The sequence below is a fragment of the Streptomyces anulatus genome (assembly GCF_014650675.1).
Taxonomy (GTDB): domain Bacteria; phylum Actinomycetota; class Actinomycetes; order Streptomycetales; family Streptomycetaceae; genus Streptomyces; species Streptomyces anulatus.
In genome coordinates, this window is the sequence record NZ_BMVK01000002.1 from 252,089 (window position 1) to 272,931 (window position 20,843).

The window sequence follows — 20,843 nt, forward strand, 5'->3', positions numbered from 1 at the left end:
GGGCTGTGCGCAACTTGGCCGGAACCGTCAGTGCCTGGTTATCCTCCTAACTCTTACGGGGGTGCGCGGCCGGGTGGCCCGAGCCCCGAACGACAGAGTGAGTCGATGGGGCTGGAGAATGATCGAGGCAGTCGGCCTGACCAAGCGCTACGGCGTGAAGACGGCCGTGGACGACCTTTCCTTCCAGGTTCGGCCGGGGGCCGTCACCGGCTTCCTCGGTCCCAACGGGTCGGGCAAGTCCACGACCATGCGCATGATCCTCGGCCTGGACCGCCCCACCGCAGGTCACGTCACGATCGGCGGCCACCCCTACCGCGACCTGCCGAACGCCCCGCGCCAGGTGGGCGCGCTGCTGGACGCCAAGGGCGTGCACGGCGGACGCACCGCCCGCAACCACCTGCTGTCCCTCGCGCAGCTGGCCGGCATCCCGGCGGCCCGGGTCGATGAGGTGCTGGGCGTCGTCGGCCTCCAGGACGTCGCCAAGCAGCGCTCCAGGGGCTTCTCGCTCGGCATGGGGCAGCGGCTCGGGATCGCGGCGGCGCTGCTCGGCGATCCGCAGGTGCTGCTGTTCGACGAGCCGGTCAACGGTCTCGACCCGGAGGGCATCCACTGGGTCCGCAATCTGATGAAGGCGCTCGCCGCCGAAGGGCGCACGGTCTTCGTCTCGTCCCACCTGATGAGCGAGATGGCCCTCACCGCCGACCATCTGATCGTGATCGGGCGCGGCCGGCTGCTCTCCGACATGAGCGTCACGGACTTCATCTCCGCCAACTCCGCCGACTTCGCCCGGGTCCGGGTGCCGGACGACCGCCCCGAGGAACGGCAGAAGCTGACGGCCTCGCTCATCGAGGCGGGCGGCCGGGTCATGACGGAGCCGGGCGGGGCCCTGCGGGTCACCGGGCTGCCGCTGCCGCGGATCAGCGAGCTGGCCCACGGGTGCGACGTACGGCTCTGGGAGCTCTCGCCGCACCAGGCCTCCCTGGAGGAGGCGTACATGCGGCTGACGCAGGGCCTGGTGGACTACCGCTCGACGGAGGACGCCAAGGCGGGCCTCGTGGAGCCGCCGCCCCAGGACGCGTACGGGAGCACCGACGGCTATGCGCACCCCGAGCCGGTGGAGGTGCCGCAGGAGGGCTGGTACGCCCCGCCCGCGCCCGTTCCGGGCCGGAGCCCGGCTCCCGCCGCCCTGCCCTCCCCCGCTCCCGCAGCCGAGCCCTCTTCCGCCGCTCCGGCCGGAGAGCAGACGAGCAAGGACCTCCGATGACGACGCCGGCCACCCCGCAGGCCCACCAGCAGGCGCCGGACGCCGGTCCGCCGGGTCCCTACGAGTCGCCGATCCCGATCCGGCCCGCGACCCTCGGCGACGCGGTCGCCTCGGAGTGGACCAAGATCCGTTCCGTGCGCGCCACGATCTGGACGCTCGGCGTGATGGTCGTGCTGATGCTGACGATCGGGCTCGGCACCGCGCTGCTGGTCGCGACGGACGGCGGCACTCTGGCGAACGATCCGGTTCTGGGCCTCGGCTTCTTCGGAGTGCTGCTGGGCTCGATCTGTGTGATCACGCTCGGTGTGCTGACCATCGGATCCGAGTACAGCACCGGCATGATCCGTACGACGCTGACAGCGTGCCCGAGCCGGGGCCGGGTGCTCGCGGCGAAGGCCATCGTCTTCTCCTCGCTGGCCTTCACCGTCACGACGGTGACCGCCACGGTCGTGGCGGGGCTCCAGAACCTGATCCTGGACGGTGCTCCCGCGTCGGCCGACGACTGGCTGCGCGGCACGGTCGGGATCGGGCTCTACATCGCGGCCCTCGGCCTGCTGGCGCTCGGAATCGGCGCGATCGTGCGGCATTCGGCGGGCGCGATCACCATCATGATCGGCGTGGTGCTGCTGCCCCTGGTCCTCGCGCTGTTCATGTTCGCCGACAGCCTGCGGGGCGTTCAGCGCTTCCTGATCGACTACTCGATCCCGAACCAGATCGGCGGGCTGTACGGCACGACGATGACCAGTACCGGCCCGTCCGGCTGGGAGCCGCTGCTGCTGATGCTGTGCGTGGCCGCCGCGGCGCTGGGCGGGGCGGTCGCGATACTGAACCGGCGCGACGTCTGAGGGGCCGGGCGACGTCCGGGGCCGGGTGACCTCCGGGGGCCGGGCGACGTCCGGGGGACCTCGTACGCCCGGGGGCCGCGCGCCCTCAGTGGCGCGGAGCGTTGCGGGACCGCTGCACCCTGGTGGTGCGGCGGTCCTTCGCGTTCCAGCACGCCTTGTGCCAGTGCCTGCGGTCGTCGATGCCGCTGAACTCGGGCCAGGTCACGAGGTGCGGGACCCCGGAGGGGATCTCCTGGTCGCAGCCGGGGCAGCGGTACCGCTTGCCCTGGGCACTCGCGCCGCTGACCGGACGCACCGACCACTCCTCGCCCTGCCAGCTCTCGGTGTCCCCTCCCCCGCCGTACCTGCCGGACGCCGGGCCGGGGCGTTCGTCGTGACTCTCGCCGCCACGGGGGCGGTTACGGCGCGGGGACACAGGACACCTCACGGGGCGGATCGGACACGGTTCGCCCAAGCCTAGAGCCTGGCGTGGGGGGGCAGCCGTCGGGCGGCCGGGCGGTCCGGTCCGGCAGTGGGGTGAGTTAGCGGAAAATCGCAACAACTTCCTCCGGGACCGTGCCTTTGGCACGTGTCAGACGTTGTTGCCGGTGGGGGAGAAACGCGTCGGCCGCAAGGAGGCAATAGGCGATGCGCATCGGAACGTTCGTTCTGGCAGCCCAGTTCCCGGGACAGGGGCCGGGTGAGGCCCTGCACCGGGCCGTCCGGTCCACCGAGGCAGCGGAGGAGAGCGGTCTCGACTCGGTATGGCTGGCCGAGCACCACTTCGTGCCGTACGGGGTCTGCCCGTCGGCGACCACGCTGGCCGCGCTGCTGCTGGGCCGCACCAGCAGAATCCGGGTCGGCACGGCGGTCAGCGTGCTGCCCAACCACCACCCGGTCGCGCTCGCCGAGCAGGCCGCGCTGCTGCATCTGACCAGCGGCGGGCGCTTCTCGCTCGGGGTGGGCCGGGGCGGTCCGTGGGTGGACCTGGAAGTGTTCGGCGGCGGTCTCGACGCGTACGAGAACGGCTTCCCCGAGGCGCTCGGCCTGGTGCTCGACTGGCTGCGGGAGCCGCGCGTCGCGGGGCGCGGCGAGCGGTTCGGCTTCCGCGAGGTGGCGGTGGTGCCGCGCGCGGACGAGCTGCTGGAGGGCCCGGCGGGCGCGGGGCCGGGCGCGGCGGGGCCCGAGGTCGTCGTGGCGTGCACCTCGCCGAAGAGCGTGCGGCTCGCGGCCGGGCGGGCGCTCCCGATGCTGCTGGGCATGCACTGCGGGGACGAGGAGAAGGCGGAGATGGTCGCCCTGTGGCGTACGGCCGCCAGGGAGGCCGGCCATCCGCCCGAGGTGGTGGAGGGGGCCGCACATGTGTCCGCCGGGGTGGCCCAGATCGAGGACGGCGCCGGGGAGGCCACGGAGCTGCTGGTGAAAGCGATGCCCGGCTGGCTGCGCCAGGGACTCGACGCGCATGTCACGGTCGACGGCAGGCACCGCGTGATGCGGGACCCCGTCGCGTACACGGAACTGCTGTGCGGGCTGCACCCGGTGGGCCCGCCGCGGCTGGCGGCCGACCGGCTGGCAGCCACGGCCGAGCGCACCGGAATCACGCGCTTCGCCCTCCTGGTGGAGGGGTCGGGCGATCTCGCGGCGACCGAGGAGAACGTCCGGCGGCTGGGCGCCGACGTGCTGCCGCTGCTCACCTGACCTGCGCATGCCGGTGTTTCCTCGGAGACATCTGACATCGGTGGGACATGTGGTGCGGTGGTACAGGAGCTGCCGCCCCGGAGCCAGTTGCACCTCCCGCGGCCCGGGACGGCAGCAGAAGCGTTCAGCAGTCCCGTAGTTCGGGCGACTGGTTGAGCAACTGGCCCCTCACCGAGGTGAACTTGGCCAGTCGGTCGTCGACCGAGGCGTCCAGCGGGAACACCGCGACGCGGTGGCAGTTCTGGAATGCGATACGCACTCCGAAGTGCCGCTGGAGCGCACCGCGTATCGCATCACTCGCGAGCGCGCGCAGCAGCTGACCACGTGCCTGCTCGTCCGGCGGCGGCGTCTGGTTGTCGGCGAACTGTCCACCGTCGACCTTCAGCTGAGCCACCAGCGAGCTGATCATCTCCCATGCGAAGGGCAGGGAGGTCCGGACGCAGTCGACGAAGTCGGCTTCGTCGACCTCGCCTCGCTCGGCCTGTTCCAACAGCGCCGGTGAGACGTCGAGCGACATGGGTTCTCCTCTCGCGACCCCGGGCAAGGGCCGGGGCCTTACGGGCAGGGAAGGGGGGCGGCGACGACGCAGCGTGCACGGACGGCGACCTCCTGCTTCCACGGTAAGCGCGCAGTCGGGGCCGCACCAGGAGATTGGGAACACAACCGGCCAATAACGAAGGGGCGCAAAGAGGGGCAAGCCCGCTCGGCCGTGCTGCGGTGTGCACCGAGTGACAGGGGGCGGCGGGTGGGGAAATCGCGTCGAGCCCCCGTCGTCGAGTAGCGTTGCCGACCATGCGTCTCGTCATCGCCCGTTGCTCCGTGGACTACGCGGGCCGGCTCACAGCCCACCTGCCCTCCGCCCCCCGACTGATCCTGGTGAAGGCGGACGGAAGCGTCTCCATCCATGCCGACGACCGGGCGTACAAACCGCTCAACTGGATGTCCCCGCCGTGCACCCTGAAGGAGGGCGCCGACGGTGAGGAAGGCGTCTGGACCGTGGTGAACAAGGCGGGCGAAAAACTGATCATCACGATGGAGGAAGTCCTCCACGACTCGTCGTACGAGCTGGGCGTCGACCCGGGGCTCATCAAGGACGGCGTCGAAGCGCACCTCCAGGAGCTGCTCGCGGACCGGATCGAGATCCTCGGCGAGGGTCACACCCTGATCCGCCGTGAGTACCCCACCGCGATCGGACCGGTGGACATCCTGTGCCGGGACGCGAACGGGCAGACGGTGGCCGTGGAGCTGAAGCGGCGTGGTGACATCGACGGCGTGGAGCAGCTGACGCGCTATCTGGAGCTGCTGAACCGCGACCCGCACCTCGCGCCGGTCCGGGGCGTCTTCGCCGCGCAGGAGATCAAGCCGCAGGCCCGGGTGCTGGCGACGGACCGCGGCATCGGCTGTCTGGTCCTGGACTACGACGCGATGCGGGGCATCGAGGACGACAAGCTGCGGCTGTTCTGAGCAGCGGCGCGCGGCTGTACTGAGCAACGGCGCACGGCTGTTCCCAGCAACAGTGCAACGGGGGCCGGGCGGCTCACGCTTCCGCGTGAGCCGCCCGGCCCTCGTACGTCCGGCCGCCCGACGCCTCAGGCCGCCGGGTCGGTGGCCGCTCCGGACTCCGGGGCGCTCTCCGACTCGACGGGGCCGCTCGCGGAGGAGGAGCCCTGGGGCGGGGGCGGGGGCGTGTCGTCGGTGGGCGTCGGGGACGGGTCCGGCGACTCGCTGTCCGACTCGGACGGCGTGGGGCTCGGGCTCTCGCTGTCGGTCTCCGTCGGCCGGGGCGAGGTCTTCGTCGGCGTCGGCTTGCCCGGCGAGCTGCTCCCGCCGTCCGTCGGGTCGCCCGTGCCCGGCGACGTACCGTCCGACGTGGAGGCGCTCGGGGACGGGGAGCCGGACGTGCTCGGGCTCGCCGAATCCGAGGGGCCGGGAGTCGTGGGCGTCGCGCCGGGGGTCGTCTCCCCCGCCGGGGCGGAGCCGTCCGCGGGGTCGTCCGCGGGCAGGCCGTCGTCGGCCGGGTCGTCGGTGGCCGTCTGCTCGGTGGTGACGTTGCGGCTGCCCGGCTCGTCGCCGTCGCCCGAGGTGACGCCGAGCGTGACGACGGTGCCGAGCACCGCGATCAGCACGGCGCCCGCGCCCGCGGCGGCCAGGTTGCGCCGGGCGCCGCCCAGGACGGCGCGGCCGGGGCCCTTGCGCGCGGCGGGGCCGGCGGGCAGCGAGGAGACGACCGTGGGCTCCTCCTCGGCCGGCTGCCGCAGGAACACAGGCGCGGCCGGGAACCCGCCGGGCGGCGTGCCCGGAGCGTCCTGGCGCACCATGGGCACCTCGTCGCCCGACGAGGTGCGGCCGATGGGGGCGAAGTCGCCGGAGCGGTCCGCGACCAGGGCGAGCGCGCGGCGTCCGGCCACGGCCCCGGACTTGTCGGCGAGCGCGCCGCGCATCCCGATCGAGGTCTCCAGCTCGGTCCTGGCCCGGTCCGGATTGCCGGTGCAGAGCGCGAGGACGCCCAACTCGTGGTGGAAGTACGCCTCCTCGGCGACCTCACCGGCGATCCTGGCGGCCTCCTGGCCGATCCTGAGGGCCCGCTCCCAGGCTCCCCAGCCCAGGCCCGCCGCGAAGGCCGGGGAGGCGCTGCGGGCCAGCAGGACGGCCGCGCTGGCCGCTCCCGCCTCGTCGCCCGGGACCAGCCGGGTCAGGGAGGCGACGATCGCGTCGGCCTCGGCGACGGCCCGCTCCGGGGTGACCGAGGGGTGCGAGGCCCACCAGGCGTAGTGCTGGGCGGCGGTACGGGCCTGGGCGGCGGCGTCGTCCTCGTAGCCCGCCGCGGCGAGCTGGGCGAGGACTCCGGCGGCGAGGCGGTAGCGGGGGCCGGCCGGGGAGAGCAGGCCGCAGCCCGCGAGCTCGCCGAGCGCGGCGTCCGCGTGGGTGTCGCCCACGAGGGCCGGCAGATGGGCCTGGTGGGGCACCTCGCCGCCGAGGGCGACGGCGAAGCGCAGGGTGGCGCGGGCCGCCTCGCTGAGCCGGGAGGCGAGCAGCACGGCGGGCGCGGCGCCCTCGCCGAGGCTCGGCAGGGGGACGTCGAGGGCTTCGGCGGCGGGTGGAGCGGGGGCCTGCGGCGCGCCGTCCGCGCGTGGCTCGAAGTAGTCGTACTCGTCGAAGGCTTCGGGGCCGGCGCGCAGCCGGTCGCGCTGCACGAGGAGCGATCCGGCCTGGACGAAGCGGAGCGGCAGGCCCTCGGACTCGAACCAGAGGTCGCCCGCCCAGTTCCGCTCCTCCTCCGTGAGGGAGCGCTCGACGACCTTCTCCAGCAGGGCCAGCGAGGCGCCGCGGCCGAGTCCGGCGAGGAGCACCTCCTCCAGGTGGGCGTCGACGCCGGGGGTGGTGACGTCGGGGGTGGCGGCGAGCAGGAAGGCGCACTCGGGGGTGGCGGCGAGCAGTTCGTCGAGGGCCGCTCCGCCGATCTCCAGGTCGTCGACGGTGACGACGGCGCCGATGGAACGGACGAGCGCGAGCAGTTCGTCGCGGTCGGGGCGGTGGCTCGGGGCCTTGTACACGGTGTCGAAGAGGGCGTGCAGCAGGTCGGCGCCGGTGCGGCCCCGGCCGTTGAGGCGGACGACCCCGTCGGGGGCCAGGTCCGCGCAGTCGGCGGCGACGGCGTCCAGCACCGCGGTGCGGCCGGAGCCTGCCTGGCCGGTGAGGCGGACGCTGCGGCCGCGCGCCAGCAGGCCGACCAGGCGCTCGCGCTCCTCCTGGCGCTCCAGGAGCGGCAGTTGCGGGGCGGGCGGTCCTGCGGGCACCGGGGGCGCTCCGGCGCGTTCGTGGTCGGCGCGTTCGGCGGGGGTGCGGCGGACCGGGGCGTCGGGGCCCGAGCCGGGCGGGCAGGCCTCGACCTCGCTGCCGTCGACGGGGTTGACCGTGAGCAGCAGGTCGCCCGCGGTCAGCTGGACGACGCGGACCTGCTGCGGTGTCCCCGGGCCGAAGTCGGCGCCGCCGGACTCGCGGGACGGCCGCCGGTGGCCGGGCTCACCGCCGGAGCGGTCGTGGCCCTGCCCGTACTCATCGGATGCCCGGTGTGTCGGGTCCATCGCAAAGTCCCCCAGACGCGTCGTGCGCGGTTGCCCCTCCCGGCCTCACTCGCGCCCCGCTGTCGCTTCCGGTCCGGTGTCCGCCCATGGGTTCGTTGTCATTCGGCGGACGGCCGAACCCTAGACCTTGGCACAGTATTCATGAACCGCCGGGGTGCCACGCCGTCCAGGACGTCACGTTCCGGTGAGGATTGCGTGACTTCTACCGCCGGGCGCGGTCCGTCCGTCCGGCCGGCCGCGTCCCGGCGGGAGGCGGCCGCGCGCACGTCCGTCAGACGCGCGGCAGCGACTCCGCGGCGATGCCGCCCTCGATGGCCAGGATGCGGTGCAGCCGGGTGGCCACCAGGAGGCGCTGCATCTGCGGCGGCACGCCGCGCAGCACCAGGCGGCGTCCGGCCCGTCCGGCCCTGCGGTGGGCCCCCATGATGACGCCGAGTCCGGTGGCGTCCCAGGAATCCAGCTCGGTCAGGTCCAGCACGAGGTCGCCGACTCCGTCGTCCACGGCCGAGTGCAGGACCGTACGGGCGTCCGCCGCGCTTCGGACGTCGAGGCGGCCCCCGACGACCAGCTCGGCGTGGTCGCCCCTGATGTGCATATGCGCTCCCCGGTCATGCTCCGTAGAAAGTCCGTCTGTCTGTTCTGTCGTCGGCTCCGCCGTCGGCCCTGTCTCCGCCCACGAGTGGCCGGGTCTCTGCCACCACTGACTGTCGCGACGACAGGGAAGTTGCCGTCTGTAAGCGAACCGATACCGAATTCACTCGGTGGAGTGACTCCGGTTCGTCGGAATCCGGTCCCTGCCGGGTAAAATCCCCGGCTCCTCCGGCCCGGACGACGGCGGGCCGACGGGCCGGAGGAGGCGGGTCCGGTCAGTACGTGTAGAAGCCCTGCCCGCTCTTGCGCCCGATGTCACCTGCGTCGACCATCCGGCGCATCAGCTCCGGGGCGGCGAACTTCTCGTCCTGCGACTCGGTGTAGATGTTGCCGGTGGCGTGCAGGAGGATGTCGACGCCGGTCAGGTCCGCGGTGGCGAGCGGGCCCATGGCGTGGCCGAAGCCCAGCTTGCAGGCGATGTCGATGTCCTCGGCCGACGCGACGCCCGACTCGTACAGCTTGGCGGCCTCGACGACGAGCGCCGAGATCAGCCGGGTGGTGACGAAGCCCGCCACGTCGCGGTTGACGACGATGCAGGTCTTGCCGACCGACTCGGCGAACTCCCGGGCGGCGGCGAGGGTTTCGTCGCTGGTCTTGTAGCCGCGCACCAGCTCGCAGAGCTGCATCATCGGGACCGGCGAGAAGAAGTGCACGCCGACGACGCGCTCCGGACGCTCCGTCACGGCCGCGATCTTGGTGATCGGGATGGCGGAGGTGTTGGACGCGAGGACGGTGTTCTCGCCGACGACCTTGTCCAGGGCCCGGAAGATCTCGTGCTTGACTTCCAGCTTCTCGAAGACGGCTTCCACGACGATGTCCGCGTCGGCCACGGCGTCGAGGTCGGTGGTCGTGGTGATGCGGGCGAGCGCGGCCTCGGCGTCGGCCGCGTCCAGCTTGCCCTTGGAGACGAACTTGTCGTACGAGGCCTTGATGCCGTCACGGCCCCGGGTCAGCGCGGCGTCGGTGACGTCCCGCAGCACGACGTCCCAGCCCGCCTGCGCGGAGACCTGTGCGATTCCGGATCCCATGAGTCCGGCCCCGATGACGGCGAGCTTCCTGGCCACGTTCGCACCCCTTGGTTTCTGTTCGCCCGTGCGCTTCTGTTCACGGCGGTTCACATACTCTCCGGCGGAGGTTAGTACCCGTCGGGCGTGCTGGGGCGGTGAAGAGATGCGCGTCACGTCTCAGATGACGGACATCACACCGGGACGCGTCATTCGGCTCCGCGCCGCGCGTAGTTGAGGACCTGGTCGCCGAGCAGCCCCTCGATGTCGTCGAGGACGCCGAGGGCGTCGTGGGAGACCTCGACGGCCTTGCGGCCCTTCATCATCTCCTGGCTGACGTAGCCGACGAGGGCGCTCTCGATCCAGGCGATCTGGCCGCCGACGAGGAGCGGCAGCGGGTCGTCCCCGCTCGCGCCGGTGTCCTCGCGCAGGGTGGCGACGACGGACTGGAGCACCTCCTGCTGGAGGTACCAGAGGCGGGCCTTGAGGGTGGGGGCGTCCTCGATGACGCGCATGAAGTCGGCGAAGCCGTCCATCAGTCCGAACTCCGGGGAGACGGCGACGACGGCGGCCCGCACCTCGCGCAGGACGGCCTCGGCGGCCGACTCCCCCGGGTCGCGGGCGCGGACGTACCGGGCGACGCGCTGGGTGACGCCCTTCATCCGGTCGAGGAAGAGGTCCTCCTTGGCCGGGAAGTAGTTGTAGACGGTGTTCACGGAGACGTCGGCCAGGTCGGCGATCTCGGCGACGGTCACCGTGACGAAGCCGTGCTGGAGGAACAGCCCGGTCGCCATGTCCGAGATGCGCTGCTTGGCCTGGCGCTTCTTGCGTTCCCTGAGTCCCTCAGCCATGCCCCCATCGTAGGACGACCCCAACGATCATGGTGTCGATTGGTTTTTGGTGTCATTGCAATTTTAGGCTCACTCTGTTTTTCTGACCCCATGACCGTCATCAGCACCTCCGGGCTGACCCGGACCTTCACGACGCCGAGCGGCCCGGTGGAAGCCGTCCGTTCCATCGACCTGACCATCCGCGCCGGGGAGATCGTCGGCCTCCTCGGACCCAACGGCGCGGGCAAGACGACGACCCTGCGCATGCTCACCACGCTCCTCGCCCCGACCGGCGGCGCGGCCACCGTGGCCGGCCACGACCTGCTCACCGACCCCACGGCCGTCCGCGCGGTCTGCGGGTACGTCGCCCAGTCCGGCGGCGTCGACCCGTATCTGACCGTCCGGGAGGAGCTCGTCACCCAGGGCAGGCTGTACCGGCTGAGCCGGGCGGAGGCAGCCGCGCGCGCCGAGGAACTGGCCGCCGGGCTGGGCCTCGACGGGCTGCTCGACCGGAAGGCGGTGAGCCTCTCCGGGGGCCGACGCCGGCGGCTCGACATCGCCATGGGCCTCACCCACCGACCGGCCGTGCTCTTCCTGGACGAGCCCACCACGGGCCTGGACCCCGGCAGCCGGGCCGACCTGTGGGACCTGGTGCGGAGCCTGCGCGACGACCACGGCACCACCGTCGTCCTGACCACGCACTACCTCGACGAGGCCGACGCGCTGGCGGACCGGCTGATCCTCGTCGACGGCGGCACGGTGGTCGCGGAAGGCACCCCCGCCGAGCTGAAGGCCCGGTACGCCGGCTCCCCCGACGCCTCCCTCCAGGACGCGTTCCTGGCCGCCACCGGCCGGCCCGTCACCCCCGCCGACTCCGCCCCCGCAGCCGTATAGGACCCCTCCCGTGCTCTTCCACGACACCGCGATCATCTTCGGGCGGTACGCCCGGCAGACCCTGCGCTCACGCTTCCAGATCTTCTTCGGGATGCTGATGCCGCTGCTCTACCTCCTCTTCTTCGGCCCACTGCTGCGGGACCTGCCGCTCGGCTCCCCCGCCGACTCCTGGCAGATCCTCGTGCCCGGCCTGCTTCTCCAACTCAGCCTGTTCGGCGCGTCCTTCGCCGGCTTCGCGATCATCGTCGAGAAGTCCACGGGCGTGGTGGAGCGGATGCGGGTGACCCCGGTCAGCCGGTTGGCCCTGCTGCTGGGGCGGGTGCTGCGCGACGCCCTGCTGTTCACCTTCCAGGCCGTCCTGCTGGTGCTCGCCGCGCTGCTCATGGGCCTGCGCGCCCCGCTGGCGGGCATCCTCATCGGCTTCGCGTTCACCGGGGTGCTGGCGCTCTCGCTCGCCTCCCTCTCGTACGCCCTGGCCATGCGGGTCACCACCCCGCAGGAGTTCGGTCCGGTGATCAACGCGGTGACGATGCCGGCCATGCTGCTCTCCGGCCTGATGCTGCCCATCACCCTGGGCCCGGGCTGGCTGGACGTCGTCTCGCACTTCACCCCGTTCCGCTATCTGGTGGACGCGGTACGGGACGCCTACGCCGGCTCGTACGCCACCGCGCACATGCTCTACGGGGTCCTCGTCGCCGTGGGCCTCGCCGCCGCGGCCGTGACAGTGGGCACACGGGTCTTCCGGCGGGCCGGAGCGTAACTACGCTGGGGCCATGGTCAATCTGACGCGCATCTACACCCGGACCGGCGACCAGGGCACCACGGCCCTCGGCGACATGAGCCGCACCGCCAAGACCGATCTGCGGATCTCGGCGTACGCGGACGCCAACGAGGCCAACGCGGCGATCGGCGCGGCCATCGCGCTGGGGCAGCTTCCCGAGGAGCTGGTGAAGGTCCTCGTACGTGTCCAGAACGATCTCTTCGACGTGGGCGCGGACCTGTGCACCCCGGTGGTCGAGGACCCGAAGTACCCGCCCCTGCGGGTCGAGCAGTCCTACATCGACAAGCTGGAGGCGGACTGCGACACCTTCCTGGAGGAGCTGGAGAAGCTGCGCAGTTTCATCCTCCCCGGCGGTACGCCCGGCGCGGCCCTGCTGCACCAGGCGTGCACCGTGGTCCGGCGTGCCGAGCGGTCCACCTGGGCGGCGCTGGAGGTGCACGGGGATGCGATGAACACCCTGACCGCCACCTACCTCAACCGCCTCTCCGACCTCCTGTTCATCCTGGCGCGGAGCGCGAACAAGGAGGTCGGGGACGTGCTGTGGGTGCCGGGCGGCGAGCGCTAGGCCCCAGAAGCGGTCGGCCGCCTAGCGGTCGGCCGGCTCGCGGTCCGTCACCGCGTCCTTCGGGGCCTGCTTCGGCCACACCGTGTAGCCGCCCGCGATGATCAGGTTGATGCCGATCACCCAGCCCATCTTCTGCTGCCAGTTCCGCAGCGAGTCGGTCTCCCCGCCGGAGCCGACGTACCAGATCGCCGCCTGGAGCAGTCCCGCCGCGACCACCGCGGCCAGGATCCAGCGGGCGGCGGTGCGCCACTCGTGGACGGCGCGTGCCATGCCGTACTTCGGCGGCTTCACCGGCGGCGGGCCGCCGAACCAGCGGTGGGCGACCCAGGCGTCCACCTTCTTGATGGTGTGGTGGCCGAGGCCGACCGTGAAGCCGATGTAGACGGCGGCCAGGCCGTGCTTCCAGTCCGGCTCGGCCCCGTTCTTCAGGTCGATGGCCGTCACCACCAGCAGCACGACCTCCAGCAGCGGCTCGCACAGCAGCAGGGCCGCGCCGAGCCTCGGCTTCCTCGCGACGTACCGCAGGGCGAGTCCGGCGGCCAGCAGAACCCAGAATGCGACCTCGCAGGCCACGACCAGTAGGGCGATCACGACTCTCTCCTCCCGTTCCCCTCCAGCCTCCCCGCCGCCGGGCGCGGACACGTCGTCGGCAGTGACGAAACGGGACTGCATCCTTCGATGTAGTCGCGGATCGGCCCGCGAAGGGAGGTCCGGGGACGGCGGTGCGTGTTGGATGGAGGGGTGCTCACCTCGATCCGCCCCGACCGCGACGCGGTGTCCCTCGCCGTCTCCGGGCTGCTCGGCGGGCTGCTGCTGTGGCTGCTGGGCCTCCACACCCAGGGCGGCCAGTCCTTCTCCGCGGCCTGGGTCACCCTCGTACCGCTGACCGCCATGGCCGCGGCCGAACTGCTGCGCCGCACCGCCCCGGCCACGGCACTGACGGTCGGCACTCTCGCGCTGGTGGCGGACCAGTTCACCTGGGGCAACCTCGCCACCATCCTGATGTTCACGGACGTCATGTACGCGGCCGTGCTGTACGGGACCCCGGCCGCCGCCCGCCGCCTCCCGGTGGCCACGCTGCTGGTCACCGTCGCGTCCACGATCGGCTTCCTGGCCTGGTTCCGTAAGCCCGAGGCGCTGCTGATCGGCCTGGTCATCGGGCTGGTCTCCTTCATCCCCGCCCTCACCGGCGTCAGCGTGCGCACCCACCGCACCTCCGCCGAAGCCGCCCGGCTGGCCGCCGCGCAGACGGCGCGGCTCGCCGAGATGGACCGGACGCAGGCGGTGGTCGCCGAGCGCGCGCGGATGGCGCGGGAGCTGCACGACATGGTGGCCAACCACCTCTCCGCCGTGGCGATCCATTCCACCGCCGCCCTGTCCATCGACGACCCGGACACCTCCCGGAACGCCCTGAAGGTGATCCGCGAGAACAGCGTCGAAGGGCTGTCGGAGATGCGCCGACTGATCGGGCTGCTGCGGGAGGGCGGCGAGGACCAGACCCCGGCCGCGGCCCCGACGCTCGCCGCCCTGGACAGCCTGATCGAGCAGACAAACGTCAACGGGGCGTCCGGCGGGCTGGTCTGCACCCTGGAGGACACCCGGGAGGAGACGGCCGGGGCGCTGCCGACGCCGGTCGAGCTGGCCGCGTACCGGATCGTCCAGGAGTCCCTGACCAACGCCCTCAAGCACGCCGCGCCCGGCCCTGTGGTGGTGCGGATCGGCCGGACCGGGGAGCTGCTGACGGTCGAGGTGACCAGTGTGTTCGGCAGCCGCCCCGGCCCCACGGCGCCCGGTTCGGGGGCGGGCCTGGTGGGCATGCGGGAGCGGGTGACGCTGCTCGGCGGGATGTTCGACGCCGAGGCCGAGCCGGGAGACGCCGGCGACGGCGACGGAGCCAAGATCTGGCGGGTGCGGGCTCAACTGCCCGTGACGGAAGGGACGATGCGGGAATGACGATCCGGGTACTGGTCGCGGAGGACCAGTCGGCGGTGCGCGCGGGGCTGGTGCTGATCCTCTCCAGCGCGCCGGACATCGAGGTCGTCGGAGAGGCGGGGGACGGCGAGGCGGCGGTGCGCCTGGCACGTGAACTCCGCCCGGACCTGGTGCTGATGGATGTGCAGATGCCGCGCCTCGACGGGGTGGCGGCGACACGGCAGGTGGTCGAGGAGGAGCTCGCGGACGTCCTGGTGCTGACCACGTTCGATCTGGACGAGTACGTCTTCGGGGCGCTGCGCGCGGGGGCCTCCGGCTTCCTGCTGAAGAACACCGACGCCCGCGATCTGCTGGAGGCGGTACGGACGGTGGCGCGCGGCGAGGGGCTGATCGCCCCGGCCGTGACCCGTCGGCTGATCGCGGAGTTCGCCGGGGCGACGGCCCTACGCGGCCGGGGGACGGCCGATCCGGCGGTGCTGGACGTGCTCACCCGGCGCGAGCGCGAGGTGCTGGGGTGCCTGGGCGAGGGCCTGTCGAACGCGGAGATCGCGCTGCGCCTCGCGATGGCCGAGGCCACGGTGAAGACCCACGTCAGCAGGCTGCTGGGCAAGCTGGAGCTGCGGAGCCGCGTTCAGGCGGCCGTCCTGGCGCAGGAGTTGGGGATTCGAGCCACCTCCTGATCTTTGGTCCAGACCTCTTGACGATTGGTCCAGACCTTCCTACTGTCACCGTCACACACTGCGGTGAGTACGAGAGCACCCGTACTCAGGGCGGCGCAGGGTTTGCAGTCCACGAATCACCCCCGTTTGTTGGACCTCACCCGAGGAGCACCGTTGAGCACTGATACCCCCCAACGCCGATCCAGATTCAGATGGATCCCCGTCCGGAGCGGCCGGTCCAAGGTCGTCGCGGGCCTGACCGCGCTGGTCGTGCCGCTGGCCGCGATGGTGGGGCTCGCCGCCCCGGCCTCGGCAGCCGCGTCGGCCACCGCCACGTACACCAAGAAGTCGGACTGGGGCAGCGGCTTCGAGGGCCAGTGGACGGTGAAGAACACCGGCACCACCGCGCTCTCCTCCTGGACGATCGAGTGGGACTTCCCCTCGGGCACCACGGCCGGCTCCGCCTGGGACGCCACCCTCACCAGCAGCGGCGGCCACTACACCGCCAAGAACCTTTCCTGGAACGGGTCCGTGGCGCCCGGCGCCAGCATCAGCTTCGGCTTCAACGGCACCGGCTCCGGCTCCCCCACGGGCTGCAAGCTGAACGGCGCCTCCTGCGACGGCGGCCCCACCGTCCCCGGTGACAACCCGCCCACGGCCCCCGGCGCCCCGACCACCAGCGACGTCACCGACACGTCGGTCAAGCTCAGCTGGAGCGCGGCGACCGACGACAAGGGCGTCAAGAACTACGACGTCCTGCGGGACGGCGCGAAGGTCGCCACGGTCACCGGCACCACGTACACCAACACCGGCCTGACCGCGGGCACCGACTACTCCTACGCCGTGCAGGCCCGGGACACCGCCGACCAGACCGGCCCGGTCTCCGGCGCCGTCTCCGTGCGCACCACCGGCGGCGGTGGCGAGCAGCCCGGCGGCGACAAGGTCAACCTGGGCTACTTCACCAACTGGGGCGTCTACGGGCGCAACTACCACGTCAAGAACCTGGTGACGTCCGGCTCGGCCGCGAAGATCACGCACATCAACTACGCCTTCGGCAACGTGCAGAACGGCAAGTGCACCATCGGCGACTCGTACGCCGACTACGACAAGGCGTACACCGCCGACCAGTCCGTCGACGGCGTCGCCGACACCTGGGACCAGCCCCTGCGCGGCAACTTCAACCAGCTGCGCAAGCTGAAGGCCAAGTACCCGCACATCAAGATCCTCTGGTCGTTCGGCGGCTGGACCTGGTCCGGCGGCTTCGGCCAGGCCGTGCAGAACCCCGCCGCCTTCGCCCAGTCCTGCTACGACCTGGTCGAGGACCCCCGCTGGGCCGATGTCTTCGACGGCATCGACCTCGACTGGGAGTACCCCAACGCCTGTGGTCTGACCTGTGACACCAGCGGTCCGGCCGCGCTCAAGACCATGGCCGACGCCATGCGGGCGAAGTTCGGCACGAAGAACCTGGTCACCGCCGCCATCACCGCGGACGGCTCCAACGGCGGCAAGATCGACGCGGCCGACTACGGCGGCGCCTCCCAGTCCTTCGACTGGTACAACGTGATGACGTACGACTTCTTCGGCGCCTGGGCGGCCAAGGGCCCGACGGCCCCGCACTCGCCGCTGACCCCGTACACCGGCATCCCGCAGGCCGGCTTCTCCTCCTCCGAGGCCATCGCCAAGCTGAAGGCCAAGGGCGTCCCGGCCAAGAAGCTGCTCCTCGGCATCGGCTTCTACGGCCGAGGCTGGACCGGCGTCACCCAGTCCGCCCCCGGCGGCACGGCGACCGGTGCGGCCCCGGGCACGTACGAGGCGGGCAACGAGGACTACAAGGTCCTGAAGAACACCTGCCCGTCCACCGGCACCATCGCCGGTACGGCCTACGCGCACTGCGGCACCAACTGGTGGAGCTACGACACCCCGGCGACCATCGGCACCAAGATGACCTGGGCGAAGAACCAGGGCCTCGGTGGCGCGTTCTTCTGGGAGTTCTCCGGTGACACCAGCAACGGTGAACTGGTGAACGCGATCAAGACCGGCCTCCAGTAAGCACCGCGGTGCTCCCCACGCCGTAACGGCAAGCACCACCCCGGAAAAGCACCGGGGAGACGGGTCCGCCCCCCGTCTCCCCGGTTTTTCGCTGTGTACGTGCGATGACGCGACGCCGTCAGGCCACGTTGACCCGCCCCCGGACTTCGTCCGGGGGGACCCCCTTCCAGCGGGGCCGCTTATCAGGCCACGTTGACCCGCTGGCCGGGCGGCGCCGCCTCCAGCCAGGCGAGGAAGCCGGTCAGGGCGTCCTCGCTCATCGCCAGCTCCAGGCGCGTCCCCCGATGGAGACAGCCGAGCACGACGGAGTCGGACAGGAGCGCGAGCTCCTCCTCGCCCTCCGGCAGCCGGCGGGCGATCACCTCGATCGCAGAACGCTCCAGGCCCCGGCGGGGGCGAGGAGCGTAGGAGAAGACCCGGAACCAGTCGACGCGGTCACCGCTGTAGCGGGCGACCCCGTACACCCAGCCCTTGCCGAGCGCATCGGGTTCCTCCGACACGTCCCAGCGCAGGCTGCAGTCGAAGGTCCCTCCGGACCGCTGGATCAGCCTCCGGCGCAGGCCGAAGACGAACAGTCCCAACAGGACCGTGACGATGACGGACGCGCCCACCCACAACGCGAGGACCATCTCCACCGACCTCCTCGCATCGTCGAGTTACGTACACCGAAACCGTATTGCACCTGCATCGCCTCAGCCGCGACACGGCTGGATTGCTCCAGCTCGGGCCGCGGCTGAGTAAAGACATCTGTCAGTGGGGGTGCTAGCGCACCGCCACCGCGCGCAGTCGTACGTCGGCGCGCCGCTGGGCAGCGGCGTCCGCGTCCGACTTCGCGAGTTCCAGCGCCCGCTCGGCGCGCTCGACATCGATCTCGTCGGCCAGCTCGGCGATCTCGGCCAGCAGCGACAGCTTGTCGTCCGCGAACGAGATGAATCCACCGTGCACAGCGGCGATGACGGTGCCGCCCTCACTCGTGCGGATCGTCACCGGGCCCGATTCCAGCACACCGAGAAGCGGCTGGTGACCGGGCATGACGCCGATGTCGCCGGACGTGGTGCGCGCGACGACCAGGGTGGCCTCGCCGGACCAGACACTTCGGTCGGCGGCGACCAGCTCGACATGCAGCTCAGCAGCCAAGGGTGGCTCCTCGGGTCACCACCCGGCCGCCCGGCCGGGTGTCGGTTCAATTCTACGGGGCGTGGTGAGGGGGGCGGGACACACCCACCCCCCTCGGTGAGCCGGAGGCTCAGGAGACGCCGAGCTCCTTGGCCTTGGACTTGAGGTCGTCCAGGCCACCGCACATGAAGAACGCCTGCTCGGGGAAGTGGTCGTAGTCCCCGTCGCAGATCGCGTTGAACGCGGAGATCGACTCGTCGAGCGGAACGTCCGAACCGTCCAGGCCGGTGAACTGCTTGGCGGCGTGGGTGTTCTGCGACAGGAAGCGCTCGACGCGACGGGCACGGTGGACAACGAGCTTGTCCTCCTCGCCCAGCTCGTCGATACCGAGGATCGCGATGATGTCCTGGAGGTCCTTGTACTTCTGCAGGATTCCCTTGACGCGGCTGGCCGCGGCGTAGTGGTCCTGCGAGATGTAACGCGGGTCCAGGATGCGGGACGTGGAGTCCAGCGGGTCCACGGCCGGGTAGATGCCCTTCTCGGAGATCGGACGGGAGAGAACCGTCGTCGCGTCGAGGTGGGCGAACGTGGTGGCCGGGGCCGGGTCGGTCAGGTCGTCCGCGGGGACGTAGATCGCCTGCATCGAGGTGATCGAGTGACCACGCGTCGAGGTGATGCGCTCCTGGAGCACACCCATCTCGTCGGCCAGGGTCGGCTGGTAACCCACCGCGGACGGCATGCGGCCGAGCAGCGTGGAGACCTCGGAGCCGGCCTGCGTGAAGCGGAAGATGTTGTCGATGAAGAGCAGCACGTCCTGCTTCTGCACATCGCGGAAGTACTCCGCCATGGTCAGGGCGGACAGGGCCACGCGCAGACGCGTCCCCGGCGGCTCGTCCATCTGGCCGAAGACGAGCGCGGTCTTCTCCAGAACGCCCGACTCGGTCATCTCGTCGATGAGGTCGTTGCCCTCACGGGTGCGCTCGCCGACACCGGCGAACACCGACACACCGTCGTGCAGCTTCGCCACACGCATGATCATTTCCTGGATGAGGACCGTCTTGCCGACGCCCGCACCACCGAACAGACCGATCTTGCCGCCCTTGACGTACGGGGTCAGCAGGTCGACGACCTTCAGGCCGGTCTCGAACATCTCGGTCTTCGACTCGAGCTGGTCGAAGGCCGGGGCCTTGCGGTGGATCGGCCAGCGCTCGGTGATCTGCGCCTCGGCCTCCGGCTCGTTCAGGATCTGACCGAGGGTGTTGAACACCTTGCCCTTGGTGATGTCACCGACGGGGACGGTGATGCCCGCACCCGTGTCGGTCACCGCGGCCTGGCGGACCAGGCCGTCGGTGGGCTGCATCGAGATCGCGCGGACCACGCCGTCACCCAGGTGCTGGGCGACCTCGAGGGTCAGCGTCTTGCGGGCGCCGTCCTCGGCCGGGTCGGCGACCTCGACGTGGAGGGCGTTGTAGATCTCCGGCATCGCGTCGACGGGGAACTCCACGTCGACGACCGGGCCGATGACCCGGGCGACGCGGCCCGTGGCAGCGGCCGTCTCAACTGTCGTCGTCATTACTTGTCACTCCCCGCGGTCGCGTCGGCCAGAGCACTGGCACCGCCGACGATCTCGCTGATTTCCTGGGTGATTTCGGCCTGTCGGGCCGCGTTGGCAAGCCGGGACAGGCTCTTGATGAGGTCCCCGGCGTTGTCGGTGGCCGACTTCATCGCGCGGCGGCGGGCAGCGTGCTCGGAAGCGGCTGCCTGCAGCAGTGCGTTGTAGATGCGGCTCTCGACGTAGCGCGGCAGAAGGGCGTCGAGGACGTCCTCGGCCGACGGCTCGAAGTCGAACAGCGGAAGGATCTCGCCCTTGCGGGTGCTCTCCTCCGCCACCTCGTCGAGCGAAAGCGGCAGCATCCGGTCGTCGACCGCGTTCTGCGTCATCATCGACACGAATTCCGTGAAGACGATGTGCAGCTCGTCGACGCCGCCCTCGGCCGTTTCCTTCTGGATGGCCTCGATCAACGGGGCGGCGACGCTCTTGGCATCGCTGTACGCCGGGTTGTCGGTGAAGCCGGTCCAGGAGTCCTCGACCTTGCGCTCGCGGAAGCCGTAGTACGCGACACCCTTACGGCCGACGATGTACGTGTCGACCTCCTTGCCCTCGGAGGCAAGGCGCTCCCGCAGTCGCTCCGCGGCCTTGATGGCGTTGGAGGAGTAGCCGCCGGCCAGACCGCGGTCGCTCGTGACGAGCAGGACCGCGGCCCGGGTCGGGGCTTCGACCTCGGTGGTGAGCGGGTGCTTGGCGTTGGAGCCGGTCGCCACCGCGGTCACCGCACGGGTGAGCTCGGTCGCGTACGGCTTGGACGCCGCCACCTTGCGCTGTGCCTTGACAATGCGCGAGGCGGCGATCATCTCCATCGCCTTGGTGATCTTCTTGGTCGCGGTGACGGCTTGGATGCGGCGCTTGTAAACGCGAAGCTGAGCGCCCATC

General features: G+C 71.3%; 21 protein-coding genes. 10 read left to right on the forward strand and 11 right to left on the reverse strand.

Features of this window, described 5'->3' with window-relative positions:
• Nucleotides 1–118 precede the first annotated feature (118 nt).
• Together IE272_RS05810 and IE272_RS05815 are read left to right on the forward strand one after the other, a co-directional pair.
• Nucleotides 119–1,264 (forward strand): ABC transporter ATP-binding protein, encoded by a 1,146-nt coding sequence (locus IE272_RS05810; RefSeq protein WP_190006402.1) that lies wholly within the window; start codon nucleotides 119–121, stop codon nucleotides 1,262–1,264.
• A complete protein-coding gene (locus IE272_RS05815; RefSeq protein WP_056700544.1) occupies nucleotides 1,261–2,109 on the forward strand; it encodes an ABC transporter permease subunit in 849 nt (282 codons plus the stop codon). Before IE272_RS05810 ends, IE272_RS05815 begins: the two co-directional genes overlap by 4 nt.
• 85 nt (nucleotides 2,110–2,194) lie before the next feature.
• On the opposite strand, the gene IE272_RS05820 is transcribed toward IE272_RS05815, so the two are convergent.
• Nucleotides 2,195–2,524 carry an Rv1322 family protein gene (locus IE272_RS05820; RefSeq protein WP_050360383.1) on the reverse strand — a complete coding sequence of 110 codons (330 nt, stop codon included), beginning with the start codon at nucleotides 2,522–2,524 and terminating at the stop codon, nucleotides 2,195–2,197.
• A gap of 212 nt (nucleotides 2,525–2,736) precedes the next feature.
• Here IE272_RS05820 and IE272_RS05825 point away from each other — a divergent pair, with 212 nt between their 5' ends.
• Nucleotides 2,737–3,786, forward strand: coding sequence for an LLM class flavin-dependent oxidoreductase (locus IE272_RS05825; RefSeq protein WP_056700546.1), 1,050 nt, complete (start codon nucleotides 2,737–2,739; stop codon nucleotides 3,784–3,786).
• A 124-nt stretch (nucleotides 3,787–3,910) separates the two neighbouring features.
• On the opposite strand, the gene IE272_RS05830 is transcribed toward IE272_RS05825, so the two are convergent.
• Nucleotides 3,911–4,303 (reverse strand): SCO5389 family protein, encoded by a 393-nt coding sequence (locus IE272_RS05830; protein WP_003966234.1) that lies wholly within the window; start codon nucleotides 4,301–4,303, stop codon nucleotides 3,911–3,913.
• Nucleotides 4,304–4,578: 275 nt separating this feature from the next.
• Here IE272_RS05830 and nucS point away from each other — a divergent pair, with 275 nt between their 5' ends.
• Nucleotides 4,579–5,250, forward strand: coding sequence for an endonuclease NucS (gene nucS / locus IE272_RS05835; RefSeq protein WP_030579851.1), 672 nt, complete (start codon nucleotides 4,579–4,581; stop codon nucleotides 5,248–5,250).
• Nucleotides 5,251–5,375: 125 nt separating this feature from the next.
• Here nucS and IE272_RS05840 read toward each other — a convergent pair whose 3' ends face one another.
• The 4 genes from IE272_RS05840 to IE272_RS05855 all read right to left on the reverse strand — a co-directional run bounded on the left by IE272_RS05840 (nucleotide 5,376) and on the right by IE272_RS05855 (nucleotide 10,377).
• The gene (locus IE272_RS05840) at nucleotides 5,376–7,871 is read right to left on the reverse strand and encodes an ATP-binding protein (RefSeq protein ID WP_190006403.1); all 2,496 of its coding nucleotides are present in this window, start codon (nucleotides 7,869–7,871) and stop codon (nucleotides 5,376–5,378) included.
• Between the two features lie 271 nt (nucleotides 7,872–8,142).
• Nucleotides 8,143–8,466 carry an STAS domain-containing protein gene (locus tag IE272_RS05845; protein WP_003966237.1) on the reverse strand — a complete coding sequence of 108 codons (324 nt, stop codon included), beginning with the start codon at nucleotides 8,464–8,466 and terminating at the stop codon, nucleotides 8,143–8,145.
• 271 nt (nucleotides 8,467–8,737) lie between these two features.
• A complete protein-coding gene (locus IE272_RS05850; protein WP_050360386.1) occupies nucleotides 8,738–9,586 on the reverse strand; it encodes a 3-hydroxyacyl-CoA dehydrogenase family protein in 849 nt (282 codons plus the stop codon).
• A 149-nt stretch (nucleotides 9,587–9,735) separates the two neighbouring features.
• Nucleotides 9,736–10,377 carry a TetR/AcrR family transcriptional regulator gene (locus IE272_RS05855; protein WP_056700550.1) on the reverse strand — a complete coding sequence of 214 codons (642 nt, stop codon included), beginning with the start codon at nucleotides 10,375–10,377 and terminating at the stop codon, nucleotides 9,736–9,738.
• A gap of 90 nt (nucleotides 10,378–10,467) precedes the next feature.
• Here IE272_RS05855 and IE272_RS05860 point away from each other — a divergent pair, with 90 nt between their 5' ends.
• From IE272_RS05860 to IE272_RS05870, 3 genes are read left to right on the forward strand one after another with little or no spacing between them, the layout of a single operon-like run.
• The gene (locus IE272_RS05860) at nucleotides 10,468–11,250 is read left to right on the forward strand and encodes an ABC transporter ATP-binding protein (RefSeq protein WP_190006404.1); all 783 of its coding nucleotides are present in this window, start codon (nucleotides 10,468–10,470) and stop codon (nucleotides 11,248–11,250) included.
• Between the two features lie 10 nt (nucleotides 11,251–11,260).
• Nucleotides 11,261–12,010 (forward strand): ABC transporter permease, encoded by a 750-nt coding sequence (locus IE272_RS05865; protein WP_050360389.1) that lies wholly within the window; start codon nucleotides 11,261–11,263, stop codon nucleotides 12,008–12,010.
• A 13-nt stretch (nucleotides 12,011–12,023) separates the two neighbouring features.
• A complete protein-coding gene (locus IE272_RS05870) occupies nucleotides 12,024–12,596 on the forward strand; it encodes a cob(I)yrinic acid a,c-diamide adenosyltransferase (protein WP_050360390.1) in 573 nt (190 codons plus the stop codon).
• Nucleotides 12,597–12,617: 21 nt separating this feature from the next.
• On the opposite strand, the gene IE272_RS05875 is transcribed toward IE272_RS05870, so the two are convergent.
• Complete coding sequence (locus tag IE272_RS05875) at nucleotides 12,618–13,187, reverse strand: hypothetical protein (protein WP_057665806.1); 570 nt, start codon at nucleotides 13,185–13,187, stop codon at nucleotides 12,618–12,620.
• A 150-nt stretch (nucleotides 13,188–13,337) separates the two neighbouring features.
• Here IE272_RS05875 and IE272_RS05880 point away from each other — a divergent pair, with 150 nt between their 5' ends.
• The 3 genes from IE272_RS05880 (at nucleotide 13,338) to IE272_RS05890 (ending at nucleotide 17,236) form a co-directional block, all read left to right on the forward strand.
• The gene (locus IE272_RS05880) at nucleotides 13,338–14,549 is read left to right on the forward strand and encodes a sensor histidine kinase (protein ID WP_190006405.1); all 1,212 of its coding nucleotides are present in this window, start codon (nucleotides 13,338–13,340) and stop codon (nucleotides 14,547–14,549) included.
• Complete coding sequence (locus IE272_RS05885; protein WP_050360392.1) at nucleotides 14,546–15,208, forward strand: response regulator; 663 nt, start codon at nucleotides 14,546–14,548, stop codon at nucleotides 15,206–15,208. The genes IE272_RS05880 and IE272_RS05885 overlap by 4 nt, the downstream gene beginning before the upstream one ends.
• A 153-nt stretch (nucleotides 15,209–15,361) precedes the next feature.
• Entirely contained in the window at nucleotides 15,362–17,236 is a 1,875-nt protein-coding gene (locus IE272_RS05890; protein WP_097932271.1) for a glycoside hydrolase family 18 chitinase, read from the forward strand.
• A gap of 182 nt (nucleotides 17,237–17,418) precedes the next feature.
• Here the strand turns inward: IE272_RS05890 and IE272_RS05895 are convergent, their stop codons facing one another.
• The 4 genes from IE272_RS05895 to IE272_RS05910 form a co-directional block, all read right to left on the reverse strand.
• The gene (locus IE272_RS05895; RefSeq protein WP_056702475.1) at nucleotides 17,419–17,865 is read right to left on the reverse strand and encodes a DUF2550 domain-containing protein; all 447 of its coding nucleotides are present in this window, start codon (nucleotides 17,863–17,865) and stop codon (nucleotides 17,419–17,421) included.
• Between the two features lie 133 nt (nucleotides 17,866–17,998).
• Entirely contained in the window at nucleotides 17,999–18,373 is a 375-nt protein-coding gene (locus IE272_RS05900) for a F0F1 ATP synthase subunit epsilon (protein WP_003966248.1), read from the reverse strand.
• A gap of 109 nt (nucleotides 18,374–18,482) precedes the next feature.
• Nucleotides 18,483–19,925, reverse strand: a complete 1,443-nt coding sequence (gene atpD / locus IE272_RS05905) for a F0F1 ATP synthase subunit beta (RefSeq protein WP_050360394.1) — start codon at nucleotides 19,923–19,925, stop codon at nucleotides 18,483–18,485.
• Nucleotides 19,925–20,842: a F0F1 ATP synthase subunit gamma gene (locus IE272_RS05910; RefSeq protein WP_057665804.1), complete on the reverse strand. Its 918-nt coding sequence runs from the start codon at nucleotides 20,840–20,842 to the stop codon at nucleotides 19,925–19,927. Before IE272_RS05910 ends, atpD begins: the two co-directional genes overlap by 1 nt.
• Between the last annotated feature and the right edge of the window lies 1 nt (nucleotide 20,843).